This window comes from Enterococcus sp. AZ104 (assembly GCF_050546705.1).
Lineage (GTDB): Bacteria > Bacillota > Bacilli > Lactobacillales > Enterococcaceae > Enterococcus > Enterococcus faecalis.
In genome coordinates this window covers 2,054,731-2,068,820 of record NZ_CP172952.1, presented here as the reverse complement: position 1 = coordinate 2,068,820, position 14,090 = coordinate 2,054,731, and the positions used below count along the sequence as shown (strand labels likewise).

Annotated in this window: 12 protein-coding genes and 1 riboswitch; of the genes, 7 read left to right on the top strand and 5 right to left on the bottom strand. The window is 37.1% G+C overall.

What is annotated here, in order from left to right; genetic code table 11:
• Nucleotides 1-130: 130 nt before the first annotated feature.
• From IGJ37_RS09820 to manA, 6 genes are all read left to right on the top strand, one after another.
• Nucleotides 131-808 (top strand): TetR/AcrR family transcriptional regulator, encoded by a 678-nt coding sequence (locus IGJ37_RS09820; RefSeq protein ID WP_002367146.1) that lies wholly within the window; start codon nt 131-133, stop codon nt 806-808.
• 21 nt (nt 809-829) lie between these two features.
• Nucleotides 830-2,557, top strand: coding sequence for an ABC transporter ATP-binding protein (locus IGJ37_RS09815; protein ID WP_325815089.1), 1,728 nt, complete (start codon nt 830-832; stop codon nt 2,555-2,557).
• On the top strand, nt 2,554-4,422 hold the full coding sequence (locus tag IGJ37_RS09810; RefSeq protein ID WP_002359616.1) for an ABC transporter ATP-binding protein: 1,869 nt from the start codon (nt 2,554-2,556) through the stop codon (nt 4,420-4,422). Before IGJ37_RS09815 ends, IGJ37_RS09810 begins: the two co-directional genes overlap by 4 nt.
• Before the next feature lie 162 nt (nt 4,423-4,584).
• Entirely contained in the window at nt 4,585-5,454 is an 870-nt protein-coding gene (locus tag IGJ37_RS09805) for a VOC family protein (RefSeq protein WP_002359617.1), read from the top strand.
• A 129-nt stretch (nt 5,455-5,583) separates the two neighbouring features.
• A complete protein-coding gene (locus tag IGJ37_RS09800) occupies nt 5,584-6,627 on the top strand; it encodes a serine hydrolase domain-containing protein (RefSeq protein ID WP_010821758.1) in 1,044 nt (347 codons plus the stop codon).
• Between the two features lie 41 nt (nt 6,628-6,668).
• A complete protein-coding gene (gene manA / locus IGJ37_RS09795; protein ID WP_002359619.1) occupies nt 6,669-7,640 on the top strand; it encodes a mannose-6-phosphate isomerase, class I in 972 nt (323 codons plus the stop codon).
• Nucleotides 7,641-7,695: 55 nt separating this feature from the next.
• Here the strand turns inward: manA and IGJ37_RS09790 are convergent, their stop codons facing one another.
• From IGJ37_RS09790 to IGJ37_RS09770, 5 genes are all read right to left on the bottom strand, one after another.
• The gene (locus tag IGJ37_RS09790; RefSeq protein ID WP_002359620.1) at nt 7,696-8,241 is read right to left on the bottom strand and encodes an ECF transporter S component; all 546 of its coding nucleotides are present in this window, start codon (nt 8,239-8,241) and stop codon (nt 7,696-7,698) included.
• Nucleotides 8,242-8,243: 2 nt separating this feature from the next.
• Nucleotides 8,244-9,218, bottom strand: coding sequence for a nucleoside hydrolase (locus tag IGJ37_RS09785; RefSeq protein ID WP_252671561.1), 975 nt, complete (start codon nt 9,216-9,218; stop codon nt 8,244-8,246).
• Between the two features lie 77 nt (nt 9,219-9,295).
• Nucleotides 9,296-9,340, bottom strand: a riboswitch (PreQ1 riboswitch).
• Between the two features lie 114 nt (nt 9,341-9,454).
• Nucleotides 9,455-10,147 (bottom strand): type 1 glutamine amidotransferase, encoded by a 693-nt coding sequence (locus tag IGJ37_RS09780; RefSeq protein WP_002356583.1) that lies wholly within the window; start codon nt 10,145-10,147, stop codon nt 9,455-9,457.
• The gene (locus tag IGJ37_RS09775) at nt 10,137-11,489 is read right to left on the bottom strand and encodes a Mur ligase family protein (RefSeq protein ID WP_252671562.1); all 1,353 of its coding nucleotides are present in this window, start codon (nt 11,487-11,489) and stop codon (nt 10,137-10,139) included. Before IGJ37_RS09775 ends, IGJ37_RS09780 begins: the two co-directional genes overlap by 11 nt.
• 205 nt (nt 11,490-11,694) lie before the next feature.
• On the bottom strand, nt 11,695-12,333 hold the full coding sequence (locus tag IGJ37_RS09770) for a helix-turn-helix transcriptional regulator (protein ID WP_002381503.1): 639 nt from the start codon (nt 12,331-12,333) through the stop codon (nt 11,695-11,697).
• Nucleotides 12,334-12,735: 402 nt separating this feature from the next.
• Here IGJ37_RS09770 and ssnA point away from each other — a divergent pair, with 402 nt between their 5' ends.
• Nucleotides 12,736-14,070, top strand: a complete 1,335-nt coding sequence (gene ssnA, locus IGJ37_RS09765; protein WP_325815088.1) for a putative aminohydrolase SsnA — start codon at nt 12,736-12,738, stop codon at nt 14,068-14,070.
• Nucleotides 14,071-14,090: the final 20 nt, after the last annotated feature.

Genomic DNA, 14,090 nt, shown 5'->3' with positions numbered 1-14,090 from the left:
CAGAATCTAACATCAATTTTGTCTTGCTAGGTGCTTGATTTTTTTTGCAAAAAACTTGCATTCTGAATAGAGAGTGCTATAATGACATGGTGTCATATGACAATGTGTCATAAAAGGGAGGAACACAAATATGCCTACGAATACGTTTTTTCATTTGCCAGAAGAAAAGCAACAACGCTTATTAGATGCTGCGCAAATTGAATTTTCGCGCCATTCTTTACAAGAAGCGTCAATTGCAAATATTGTTAAATTAGCGGAAATTCCTCGCGGTAGCTTTTATCAATATTTTGAGAACAAAGAAGATTTGTATTTTTATTACTTTGCGACATTAAGAAAAAATAGTGAACGAGATTTAGAGAAACAAATTATTGCGGAAAATGGTGATTTAATCGAAGCCATGGATGTCTATTTCTCCAAAATGATTGTCGAAGTGCTAACTGGAGAGAATGCTTCTTTCTATCGGAATTTATTTGTCAACATGGACTATCGTGCTTCACGTCGGGTGACGGATAATTTAGCGACTGGGGAAGAGGAAAAAAATAGGAAACAGCACTGTCATAAGCATAGAGGAAGAAAAGGGCATGCTGCCTATGCAGAACATCTTTATCAAATAATCGATCGTTCGAAATTAACCATTGAAACGCCAAAAGAATTCACATGGTTCATGCAGACGGCGATGCATGCCGTTTTCTCAACAATTGTTGATGGGTATCGTCAACAAAGAGAAAATACCGCCTATGATTCAACTGAAGCAGTCAAACAATTAAAAATGAAATTAAATTGGTTGAAAAATGGCGCTTATAAGTAGCAAAAAAGGAGGAGAAGTTAGTTGATTAAACTAGTCAAACGGATGTCGTTATGGTCGGTCTTTGCAGCGGTTGTATTTATGATCGTACAAATTATCGCAGATTTATATCTGCCCACATTAACATCTAATATCATTAATGACGGTGTCGCTAAAGGAGATATTAACTATATTTGGAGTACAGGAGTTGTCATGTTAGGCTTTTCTTTGATTAGCATTGTCGCTTCTATTGGAAATACTTTTTTTGCCACCAAAGAATCACAAAGTTTAGGTAAAAAATTACGGACTGATATTTATCGAAAAGTTGAAAATTTTTCTAATAATGAATTTGATAAATTTGGGACAGCTTCGCTAATTACACGAACAACCAATGATGTCAATCAGATTCAAATGGTTATGCAAATGTTTTTACGTTTAATGATTAACGCACCTTTAACGTTAATTGGTGCAAGTTTTATGGCGTATAACAAGGACCCACAATTAACGAAAATTTTTCTATATGTTTTACCAATTATGGCTGTTTTAGTGGGAGGTATCATGTTTTTAGCGGTTCCGTTATTTAAGAGCATGCAAAAGAAAACCGACCGTTTAAATTTAGTTTTTCGTGAAGGACTGACAGGGGTTCGTGTGATTCGGGCCTTTGGCAAAGCAAACTATGAAGAACAACGTTTTGATGCAGCCAATAAGGATTATACACAAACGGCGATTAAAGTGAATACGATTGTCGCTTTGATGATTCCTTTAATGACACTCATTATGAGTGGTACCAATATTGCAATCACCTGGTTTGGCGGTCATTATATTGCGGAAATGCAACTAGAAGTAGGGAACTTAATCGCCTTTATGACTTATGCCATGCAAATTCTGATGAGTTTCATGATGCTATCCATGATTTTTGTCATGGTACCGCGGGCGCAAGCTTCTGCTGATCGGATTAACGAGGTGCTAAATACTGATTCAGAAATCAAAGATGTACCCAATCCAGAACTGCTCTCTCTAAAAGGCGACGAAGCAACATTGGCGTTTGAACATGTTAATTATCGTTACCAGCATGCTGAAAACTTAGCACTGGAAGATATAGATTTTTCAGCAAAATCTGGGGAGACGGTCGCAATTATTGGTGGGACAGGTTCTGGGAAAACAACGCTGGTTAATCTTTTACCACGTTTTTATGATGTTGAATCTGGCAAAATTTTGCTAAATGGTAAAAACATTAAAGATACGTCACAGCATAATTTACGAGAAATGATTGGCTTTGTACCGCAAAAGGCTGTTTTATTTACAGGAACGATTCGTGAAAATATGCAATACGGCGCCCCAAATGCGACCGATGAAGAAATTTGGCAAGCTTTAGAAATTGCGCAGGCGAAGGCGTTTGTTTCAGAATTGGCAGAAGGTTTGGATAGTCATGTCGAACAAGGCGGCGGTAATTTCTCTGGCGGACAACGCCAGCGGTTGGCTATTGCTCGTGCTTTAGTAAAACCAGCAGATGTCTATGTTTTTGATGATTCCTTTTCTGCATTGGATTTCAAAACAGATGCTAATTTAAGAAAAGCCTTAAAAGAGCAGATGACGGATGCAATTGTCGTTTTAGTAGCTCAACGTGTAAGTACGGTTATGGAAGCATCGACAATTTTAGTATTAGACGAAGGGAAATTAGTTGGTAAAGGAACGCATGAAGAGTTATTAGCGAATAACCAAACGTATCAAGAAATTGTACATTCTCAATTGAGAGAGGAGGACCTTGCATGAGTAGTCGACCAAAAGGCGGACCAATGGGCGGGGGACCAGGACGCAACATTGGCGCAAAAGGGCCAAAACCAAAAAATTTCTGGAAAACAGTGAAACGTTTATTTCGATACATGTCTAAACGAATGCTGTCAATTATTGCAGTCTTAGTATTAGCAATCGCAGCCGTCGTTTTCCAAATTCAAACACCAAAAGTATTAGGACAGGCGACAACTGAAATTTTTAAAGGCGTCATGAAAGGCGCTGCTGAAATGAAACAAGGCTTAAAAATAACATCTTTTCCAATTGATTTTGACAAAATCGGTCAAATTTTATTAATTGTTATTGCCATGTACCTTATTTCTGCTGTCTTTAATTTCTTGCAACAAGTAATTATGACACGTGTTTCACAGCGAACAGTTTATGAATTACGTCAAGAATTAGAAGCGAAAATGAACAAAGTTCCAATTTCCTATTATGATACTCATAGTAATGGGGATATCATGTCGCGGGCAATTAACGACATGGATAATATTGCGAGTACTTTACAACAAAACTTAACCCAATTAATTACCAGTATCGTGACATTTGTGGGTGTACTTTGGATGATGCTGACCATTAGCTGGCAGTTAACACTAATTGCCTTAGCAACAGTGCCATTAAGTTTAATTGTTGTGATGGTTGTGGCGCCTCGCTCGCAAAAACATTTTGCGGCTCAACAAAAAAGCTTAGGATTATTGAATAACCAAGTCGAAGAAACCTACGGTGGTCACGTAGTAGTAAAAAGTTTCAACCACGAAGAAAGTGATCAAGAAGTATTTGAAAAAGAAAATGAAAAATTATACCATGCTGGTCGCAAAGCACAATTTATTTCAGCGATCATTATGCCTTTAATGAACTTTATCAAAAATCTAGGCTATGTGTTTGTTGCAGTCCTTGGTGGCGTAAAAGTAGCGAATGGTATGATGGATTTAGGGGATGTCCAAGCATTTCTTCAATATACCAATCAATTTTCACAACCGATTACTCAAATCGCTAATTTAATGAATACAATCCAAGCTACGGTTGCTTCGGCAGAACGTGTCTTTGAAGTATTAGATGAAGAAGAAATGGTGGATGAACCTTCTGGCATACCAGTGGAAACAGATAGTCCTTATCGTGTTTCTTTTGAACATGTTGCTTTTGGCTATTCACCAGAGAAATTATTAATGAAAGATTTCAATTTAAATGTTAAACCTGGGGAAATGGTCGCAATCGTGGGCCCAACAGGTGCTGGAAAAACAACCCTAATTAACTTATTGGAACGCTTCTATGATATTAGTAGCGGCAGCATCAAATATGATGGCGTAGATACGCGCGATTTGTCTCGCGAAGAGTTGCGAGCACACTTTTCAATGGTTCTTCAAGATACTTGGTTGTTCACTGGAAGTATCTATGACAATATTCATTATGGTAATGAGCAAGCGAGTGAAGAAGAAGTGATCCGTGCGGCGAAAGCAGCCCATGTGGATGATTTTGTCAGAAAATTACCAGAAGGCTATCAAACGATTTTAAATGAAGAAGCCAGCAATATTTCTCAAGGTCAACGACAATTAATTACAATTGCTCGAGCATTCTTAGCAAATCCAGACGTTTTAATTTTGGATGAAGCCACCTCAAGTGTGGACACTCGAACAGAAATACTGATTCAAGCAGCAATGAATCGTTTATTGGAGAATCGGACCAGCTTTGTAGTCGCTCATCGCTTGTCGACTATCCGTGATGCCGATACGATTATCGTTATGGCAGAAGGTTCAATTGTGGAAACAGGAACCCACGATGAATTAATGGCGAAAAACGGTTTTTATGCTGACTTATATAACAGTCAGTTTTCAGAAGAAGTAGCCTAAAAGGCGAAGCAAAAAAATAGTAATTCATGATGAGGCTTCAGGAGCCATAGTCGTAAAGACTGGTTCCTGAAGCCTTATTTTTTTAACAAAAAGTTAGCGAAATTGAAAAATTTCTATTTTCTTTTGAGAAAAACAGGATATTACTTGATGAAATAGCAAGAGATGTATAAAATGGGAGAGAAGAAAATGGAGGTAACAGAAAAAATGACTGAATTTCAATTAGAAAAAGCTGCGACATTAAAAACAATTGCCATTCGTGCGAAAAAAGTTGGCGAAATGGTCGACTTTTATAAAAAAGTAATGGGTTTTGTTTTAAAGTCAGAAGAAAATAACCTGTCTATCTGGGGTACACGTGAAGCAGGAACGCAATTATTAATTTTAGAAGAAACTAGAAAAGCCGAAGATTTTCATAATGAAGAAAAGCAAATGGCTTATTTTTCAATTAAAGTTCCTACGGAAAAAGAATTTTTACAAATTGCTCAACGAGTGCTTGAACAAGACTACCCAATTGATGAAAGTTTCCAAATTGGCACACGTCAAAGCATGTTCATTACTGATCTTGAAGGCAATCAATTTGAGATTTTTCACGATGAAGCAACAGCAAATTCGACTTCTGAAAAGCAACCAATTGTGCTTAAAGATCTTATCAGTGAGGACTTAGAGCCACATCAAGGGTTAGCCGCTGGGTCATATTTAGCGCATGTGCAATTAAAAACAAACAATCAAAAAGAAATAAAAGCATACTATGAGGAAGTTCTGGGTTTAAAACGCAATGAAAAAGATCAATTTGTTTTAGAAGATGGCAAAGCAACTATTGGATTCCAAAAACCTGAAACAAGTGAAGTGGATCAATTACCTGATCCACACTTAGGTTTAGATTTCTTTACCATTAAGCTCTCTGATCAAGAACATATTTTAGCAATGGAGCAACAATTAACGGCAAAAAATCAAGAGTTCTTTATTGACCAGAAAAAAGCGATTGTCACTGTGTTTGATCCAATTGGCTTGGAATGGTGGTTTGTCTTAAAATAAACGCTTAGACAGACAAAATAAGCTTGTTTTAGCAAGTCTGGAATAAAGTCGGAATAAAAGTTTAACGCTACTTTTGTTCGGAACTTATTCTAGACTTTTCCTTTAATATTAAAAATAGAAGGTGAAAAAATGTACGAAAAAACAAAGTGGAAAATTCAAAAAATGATGAAAAAAGGTGTTTTTTCGGGCGCTAGTTTTTGTTTCATTGAAGGTGAAAAAGAGGAGAGCAATTGTTGGGGACTCGCACAAATAAAACCCACTAAAGAACAATTAACCTCGGCCATGCTGTTTGATGTGGCTTCTTTAACCAAAGTAGTCGGCACCACCACCGTTATTTTGCAATTAGTGGAAGAAGGAAAAATTATTCTAGATCAATCATTACAAACTTATTATCCCTCTTTTCAAGATTCTAATATTACAATCCGGCATTTGTTGACACATACGGCAGATTTACAAGGCTATATTCCTAATCGTGATCAGCTGAATGCCCAAGAATTAAAAGACGCCTACAATCATTCATTTCACGCAGGCAAAGCGATAGGTAAAAAAGTTGTTTATACAGATGCAGGGACTATTTTATTAGGCTTTATGTTAGAAGAAATGTTCCAGCAATCAATGATAGAAATTTTATCTGAGCGAGTATTGCTTCCTTTAGGGATGAACGAAAGTACGTTTCTACCAAAGAATCCTTTAAACTGTGTGCCAACAGAATTACATGAACAACGAGGGTTGATTCGAGGGGCAACCCATGATCCTAAGGCATTTGTTTTACGGGAACATGCAGGGAATGCTGGCTTGTTTAGCAATGTCTATGATTTAACAAAATTTGTTCGAATGTATTTAAATCGAGGCAGTTATCACAATCACCAATTCTTGAAAAAAGAGACAATTGATTTGTTACTAGTTAACCAAGTGCCAGCTGCAGATAAACCACGTTCTCTAGGCTGGGATTTTAAATATGATGTAGCTACGCAACGGCCATTATTATTCCATACAGGCTATACAGGCACTTTTTTGCTAATTGATGTGCAACAACAATCAGCGTTTATCTTTTTATCTAATCGAGTCCATCCAGAGGACCACCGGAACACTTATATCGAAGAAAGAGATCAGTTGTTGGCAACCTATTTAAAAGAGAAATCATCAGTTTCAGATGAAATGACTAGTTTTTAGTGATATAATGAGAGCGAATTCAATTTGGGAGGTCACAGTCAATGCAAGAACCATTATTTTTACAACCTGTTTTTCAAGAAAAAATTTGGGGCGGCAATCGTCTACACACGCTATTTGGTTTCGATTTACCGAGCGATAAAATTGGTGAAGATTGGGCAATCAGTGCACATCCACATGGCGTTAGTACTGTTTTAAATGGCGAATTTAAAGGAAAAAAATTAGATGAATTGTGGGCAGACCATCAAGAGTTATTCGGCCATGCAGGTGGCGCTGTCTTTCCATTATTAACGAAAATTTTAGATGCTGAAGATGATTTATCCGTGCAAGTTCATCCTGATGATGCATATGGTCAAAAACATGAAGGCGAGCTAGGCAAAACTGAATGTTGGTACATTATTGATGCAGAACCTGGCGCTGAAATCATTTATGGACATCACGCGAAAACAAAAGAAGAACTTGCAGAAATGATTGAAGAAGGTCGTTGGGACGATCTTTTAAGAAAAGTACCAGTGAAAAAAGGCGATTTTTATTATGTACCAAGCGGCACTATTCATGCCATCGGCTCGGGTATTTTAATTTTAGAAACGCAACAAAGCAGTGATACTACGTATCGGGTTTATGATTATGATCGAACAGATGATCAAGGAAAGACCCGGGAATTGCATATTCAACAATCCATTGATGTGACAACCGTTCCGGCGAAGGATCCTGACCTCTCTATTCAACAAGAAAATCAAGGACAATCAAGCATTGTTACTTATGTAAAAACAGATTTCTTTAATGTCTATGAGTGGCGTGTCAGTGGGATTCTAAAAGTCAAAAAACAAGCACCTTATACATTAGCAACAGTTATTGAAGGTGTGGGTCGATTGATTACAGAAGATGCTACAAAAGCAGATGTGGCTACTTTTGATTTGAAAAAAGGCGATAGCTTTATCTTTCCAACAGATATTCCGAGCTGGCGTTTTGAAGGTGATTTAACGATTATAGCTTCAGAACCTGGCAGTCGCTAAAAAAATGAGGAGATCATCAACAGATGATTTCCTCATTTTTTGGCATTAAAACAGTTTATTTTGTTATAAAGGAACGTTTAGGTAAGGCAGCGATAACAGCTGTGACGATGATGACTGATAGCAGACGATCCCCGTAATCTGTTATCAATTGAACCAACAGGACGCTTGCTAACTGATTTAAGCCTAAACCATATAAAAATTGGACAATTATGCTGGAGCCAGCAGAAGTAATTCCACCAAATAAACAAACTGTGATTAAGGAAGAAATCACTGTTCCTGGTATCGTTAACCACAACGTTTTAAATGGTAATTTGGTTACTTTTAACTGCTGATGAAGGAGCAAACCTGCTAAAATTCCTGTGCAGAGTTGGACAGGTGAATAATACAGAGAAAAGATATCCGTTGTCAATCCAGTTAGTAGACTTGTTAAAATACCTGTCAGTGCGCCAAAGAGTGGGCCTAATAACGCACCTGTAAAAATAGTTCCCGCACTATCAAGATAAATTGGTAAACGAAGGAGTAACGCAATGGTACTGCCAAGGTAATTTAAAGCAACACTAAAAGCGATAATTGTAATGATTCGTGGTGTTATTTTTTTCATGGTTATCCCATCCTTAAATTTTTGAAATCTCTTTCGATCTCATCTATTTGTACATTTAAAAGAATGGATAGAAACTTCACGAAAAACTGTTGACTATCAACCGTAGTCAAGACATGACAATTAGCTGGTTGCTGCTGGAAATGATACTGATCGATCATTGATTGCCCCATAGCAATGCCGTCAGGAACAATTTGTCCGTAACTGGAAAAGCCTTGGCAGAGCGCAGGATCAATAAAATAAGCAACCGCTAAGGGATCGTTGATAACACACCCTAAAATACGTTCATATTTCCAATGAAAATCAAAATAAAATTGAGTAATCTCAGCGAGGTAATTCCCCATTTTGAGGTTGAGTCGTTGGCAATAATTGAGAATTGTTGGTGTAAAAACAATTTCTCGTGTGACATCTAAGCCGACCATTTCGATTTTTGCACCTAATTTCTCAAAAACCCAAGCTGCTGCATCAGGATCACACCAATAATTAAATTCTGCAACAGGAGAGCAATTGCCGTGGCTTTTAAAGGTACCACCCATTGAGACAAAACGTTGAAGATTTCGCCCCAGAAGAGGTTCTTTTTTTAAAGCCAAAGCAATATTTGTTAAAGGACCAAGGGCAATGATTGAGCAATCGGTAGCTTGTTGAAAGGTTTGTGCTAAATAGTCAGCAGCGGAAAGCGCTTGTGCTTGAATTTTGCTAGTTCTGGGGAAATATGTTTCACCTAAACCATCCATGCCATGTGTATCTTGTGCACTAACAAATGGCCGTTTTAAAGGGCTAGCAGCCCCTTGGTAGACAGGAATATCTAAGCGATTAACTTTTTCCAAACATTTAAAAACATTTTCCACGCCAATCTCCACAGGGACATTTCCGCAAACAACTGTAATCGCTTGGACATCTAGCTCTGGTGAAGCAAATGCGTACAAGAGAGCAAGCGTGTCATCAATTCCAGGATCACAATCAATAATTACTTTTTGCATTTTTTCCAATCCTCCTTTTTCGTTAACTGCAAATGATAACTCTTGTTAAAAAAGCTATGACTTGAGTTAGTATTGAGAGATACTTAGTTTTTTATTCTGGGAAGTTTCCGAACCAGTCCGAGAAATTCTCGATTTTAAATGCACCTCTTTATCTTACTATATTTTGTAAAGATGTAAATAGTTGTCGGAGAAATGAAAAAGAATCTAGTCCTATATGTAGGAACTAGATTCTTCTTTTATTTATAAAGCGTTTCAGGAATAGCGATTGGTTCACCATATTTTTTCTCTAAAGCAGTCCGAATTAACCGAATCCCTAGATTTTTGTTGCGTGCTAAGATTGGACCGTGGAAGTAGGAGCCAAACACATTTTTATAGACAACGCCTTCGCCATTATCTTGACCGTTATTGCCTTTGCCTTGTTTGACTGTTCCTAAAGGTCGTTCACCTTCGCCTAAAAAAGTCATGCCGTTATGATTCTCAAAACCATAATACGTTTCATCGAATTCTTCATTATAAATTTCGATATCACCAATGAAACGATTGTTGTCTTGGCTCAAAGTGTAATGATCTAATGCACCGATTCCTTTAATTTTTTCGCCTTGTGCGCCGACATAGTAATGTCCTAGAAGTTGATAACCACCACAGATAGCTAACAAGACGCCGTCATTTTCAATATAAGAAGTCAAAGCTTCTTTTTTATTCTGAATGTCTTCTGAGATGATCAGTTGCTCGAAGTCTTGACCGCCACCAACAAAGACTAAATCATATTTTTCGGGATCAAACGGTTCGTAGATACTAATAATTTCTGATCGGAAGGTAACGCCCATTTTTTCGGTTAAATATTTAAGCATCAATAAATTTCCGTTATCTCCGTAAGTATTTAATAAGTTGCCATATAAATGACAAACGACTAATTCTTTAGACACCATTCATTCCCCCTTGAATATACCCTTGGGCTGTTAATGATTTTCTTAATTGCAAAACAGCAGTATAGGTTGCCAAAATATAGACATGATCTGTCGGCAACGTTTTAATTTCTGAAATTACTTGCTCTAAATCAGCAATTTCTAGTAATTTTTCTTCAGGAATACCCGCAACTTTTAAACGCAAGGCCATATCTTCATGGCGATCACCGCCAGCAATTACTTTTGGAATGTCCATATCAGCAAAGGCTTCATGATTACCATCCCAAATCCAACTGACATCAATTCCATCTGCATAATTGGCATTTAATAATGAAACCAGCGAGAAAGAGTAAGGGGCTAAGCCCATCATATCAATGACCTGATTTAAGCCAACCGGATTTTTTACTAAAATTAACGTACATTCTTTATCGCCAACTTTAATAGTTTCTTGACGCCCAAAAACTTTTTCATCATAAGCTAAGCCTGCTCGGATTTTATCTGGTGCCACCTGATAATATTCTGCTACCGCTGTGGCCGCTAGCGCATTATAAACATTATACATCCCACCAACAGCAATGCCGTATTCTTCGCCATCAATCACAAAATCAGCAGATGTATTATCCATCCGGACCATTTCCGTTAACTGCACATCCAACTCAGGCCGTTTGAAGCCACAATTTGGGCAATAGTAATCACCTAAATTAGCATACGTAATCATTTTATAATGAAGAATATGATTACATCTTGGACATAAAACCCCATCTGTATTGTAATGAGCCAATTGCTCTTTCGGTGGTAAATGATTAAATCCATAGTATTTGCGAGGATTTACAGTTTCTTTTGAATTAAAAATTGGCGAATCACCATTGCACAAAATAGTTGCTTCAGGAGCAGCAGCGGCGCCTTCCATAATTAAGCGATACGTCGTATAAATTTCGCCATAGCGATCCATTTGGTCGCGGAAAATATTCGTAAAAACAAATAATTTTGGTTGAATATATTTAGTGACACGGCTTAAACTTGCTTCATCAATTTCTAACACCGCAAATTTCTTTTGTCCTTTTTTCGCCTTGGCATTTAAAAAAGTAGAGACAATTCCTTGCTCCATGTTAGCACCCGTTGGATTTGTTAATACCTCATCAAATTCTTGGCGTAAAATGTTAACAGTTAAAGCAGTTGTCAATGTTTTGCCGTTCGTTCCAGTGACTACGACAATTTCATAGTCTTTTGCCAATGTGTCTAAAATTTTAGGATCGATTTTTAGGGCTAATTTCCCTGGGTAGCTACTGCCGCCTTTAAAAAATGTTTGTAAAACCCATTGCGAAGTTTTTCCTGCAGCAATTGCTAAATGACTTCGAATCCCCATTTGTTGTCCCCCAATTTCTATATCTTTAATTTTTCGTTATTTTAAATTAAACTCAATCTATCATACCATAACTAAAATAAAAAATTAATTCCTTTTACTTTTTCTTACTATTATTTAAAAAGTCTTTTAGAAAAAGTAGAATAGTGAAGGAAAAAAGAGAATAGACGACTTGTCTTAACAACAAATCGTCCATCGATTTCCATTTTTATTTCGCATCAATATAACTGTATAGCGTATATTTAGAAATATTGAAGAAGTTAGAAACTTTGTCCCCAGATTTAGTGACTAAGAAGGCGCCTTTATTGTTTAAAAATTGAATACACTTGATTTTATCGTCCTTCGTCATTAATGGGACCGGCTTACCAACTAATTTGACTGATTCGTGAATTAAATCGTCTAACAACTCATTAACATCCTGAGGAATGTAATCAGGGTCTTTATCTTCTTCAGGTTCTGCAGTGGAAATCAAAGATTTTAAGTTTGACTCTGCAGCAATCAATGTAGTGATGTCGTAGTTAATAGCAAAAATACCATCGAGTTGACCATTCTCATCTTTAAAATACATTGTACTAGATTTTAAAATACGACCATCATGGGTGCGGGTCAGATAGTTAATATGATCATTCAACTCACTAGGGTCTTTTTTTAAGGCTTCTAAGACTACTTGAGAAGGTCCATCGCCCAGATGACGAGAAGAGACATGACCATTTTCGATGGAAACAATAGAATTGTTAATATTGTCTTCATTGATTTGGTGGATAACGACTTCGCAGTTTTCCCCAAATTGACCAGCTAAACCTTTAGCAATTTGTGTTAAAAAAGTAAGTTTTTCGTCGGATAACATAAATAAGCTCCTTTCTAATGTGCCTGGCACAAACAGTTTTTATAAGATTGTGTCAAATTTAACATAATATTTTTAAATGGAATAGGCAGGGCTAAATCCTTTAATGTCGCGTACTACCTGTTCTGAAAAATAATGATAGCATGATAAAAATAATAATACAAGATAACGGCTGTCAAAATTCTAAAAAATATTTTTTAGGTAGCATTGTTTTTTTTAAGGTAAGGTGATATACTTTAATCAAGTTAATGAGTTCGTTAGTAAAAAAATGCAAGCGCTTCAAATACTTTTCGTAGAAATATAGATTAGAAAAGATAGACAAGCTATATTCGTGAATGATTGAGCGATTGATTTGTAAGCGTTTGCTACATGTGGGGAATAGGTTGGAAAATAGGAGGAGAATACATGTTATTAATTGGAAATGGGCGTTTAATCACTCGGGATGCGCAGAATCATTTTTTTGAAAATGGGTGTGTGGCGATTGATGGTCAAGTTGTGAAACAAGTCGGAACGACAGAAGAATTAAAACAAGCTTATCCAGAAGCGACATTTATTGATGCTAAAGGTGGAGTGATTATGCCAGGCTTTATTAACATGCACAATCATATTTATAGTACCTTTGCACGTGGGTTAAGTTTAACGAATTATCATCCTAAAAATTTCATGGATATTTTGGTAGATCAATGGTGGCGAATTGATCGTGCCTTGACATTAGAAGACACTTATCAAAGTGGTAAGGTTGCTTATTTAGATAGTATTCGCAACGGCGTTACAACTGTCTTTGATCATCATGCTAGTTACGGAGAAATTACAGGGAGTTTAACCCAATTATCTAATGCAGCGGACGAGTTAGGGATTCGAACCTGCCTTTGTTATGAAGTTTCTGATCGCGATGGTGAGCAGAAAATGCGGGAAGCAGTTCAAGAAAATGCCGCCTTTATTAAAGCCAGTTCCTTAAGAAATGATGATATGCAAAAAGCGATGATGGGTATGCATGCAGCATTTACTTTATCAGATGCTTCTTTAGAATTATGTGCAGCCAATACGCCAGATGGGATTGGTTATCATATTCATATTGCAGAGGATTTAGCCGATGTTCATGATTCTTTGAAAAAATATGGGAAGCCGATTGTGAACCGATTATTTGATTTAGGAATTTTAGGAAAACAGACAATGGCAGGCCATTGCATCCATATTGGACCTCATGAGATGGAATTACTAAGAGATACAGACACAATGGTGGTCACGAATCCAGAGTCGAATATGGGGAATGCGGTCGGCTGCCCGCCTGCGATGCGCATGTTTAATGAGTATGGTATTTTGATGGGTCTTGGCACAGATGGTTATACGAATGATGTGACGGAATCTTATAAGGTAGGAAATGTTATCCACAAACATCATTTAGCTGATCCAAATGCGGGTTGGGCAGAAATTCCCACAATGCTGTTTGATAATAATCCGCAAATGGCTAATAGCTATTTTAAAACAAAGCTAGGCGTTTTAGAACCTGATGCAGCAGCAGACGTCATTATTGTTGATTATCATGGCCCGACACCAATGACAAAAGAGAATTATAACATGCACATTTTATTCGGCATGAATGGTGGGATGGTCACTGACACGGTGATTAATGGAGAAATTCGGATGCGTAATCGTGAAGTTCAAGGAATTGATGAAGAGAAAGTTTGGCATGATGCGCAAACGCAAGCACAATCTTTCTGGAAACGAGTAAATCAATAGCTTTCATTATAAATAAAAGG

Excerpts from the sequence above, each read along its gene's own strand:
- IGJ37_RS09820 (WP_002367146.1), top strand. The coding sequence starts at position 131 with ATGCCTACGAATACGTTTTTTCATTTGCCAGAAGAAAAGCAACAACGC.
- IGJ37_RS09810 (WP_002359616.1), top strand. The coding sequence starts at position 2,554 with ATGAGTAGTCGACCAAAAGGCGGACCAATGGGCGGGGGACCAGGACGC.
- IGJ37_RS09805 (WP_002359617.1), top strand. The coding sequence starts at position 4,585 with ATGTATAAAATGGGAGAGAAGAAAATGGAGGTAACAGAAAAAATGACT.
- IGJ37_RS09800 (WP_010821758.1), top strand. The coding sequence starts at position 5,584 with ATGTACGAAAAAACAAAGTGGAAAATTCAAAAAATGATGAAAAAAGGT.
- manA (WP_002359619.1), top strand. The coding sequence starts at position 6,669 with ATGCAAGAACCATTATTTTTACAACCTGTTTTTCAAGAAAAAATTTGG.
- IGJ37_RS09790 (WP_002359620.1), bottom strand. The coding sequence starts at position 8,241 with ATGAAAAAAATAACACCACGAATCATTACAATTATCGCTTTTAGTGTT.
- IGJ37_RS09785 (WP_252671561.1), bottom strand. The coding sequence starts at position 9,218 with ATGCAAAAAGTAATTATTGATTGTGATCCTGGAATTGATGACACGCTT.
- IGJ37_RS09780 (WP_002356583.1), bottom strand. The coding sequence starts at position 10,147 with ATGGTGTCTAAAGAATTAGTCGTTTGTCATTTATATGGCAACTTATTA.
- IGJ37_RS09775 (WP_252671562.1), bottom strand. The coding sequence starts at position 11,489 with ATGGGGATTCGAAGTCATTTAGCAATTGCTGCAGGAAAAACTTCGCAA.
- IGJ37_RS09770 (WP_002381503.1), bottom strand. The coding sequence starts at position 12,333 with ATGTTATCCGACGAAAAACTTACTTTTTTAACACAAATTGCTAAAGGT.
- ssnA (WP_325815088.1), top strand. The coding sequence starts at position 12,736 with ATGTTATTAATTGGAAATGGGCGTTTAATCACTCGGGATGCGCAGAAT.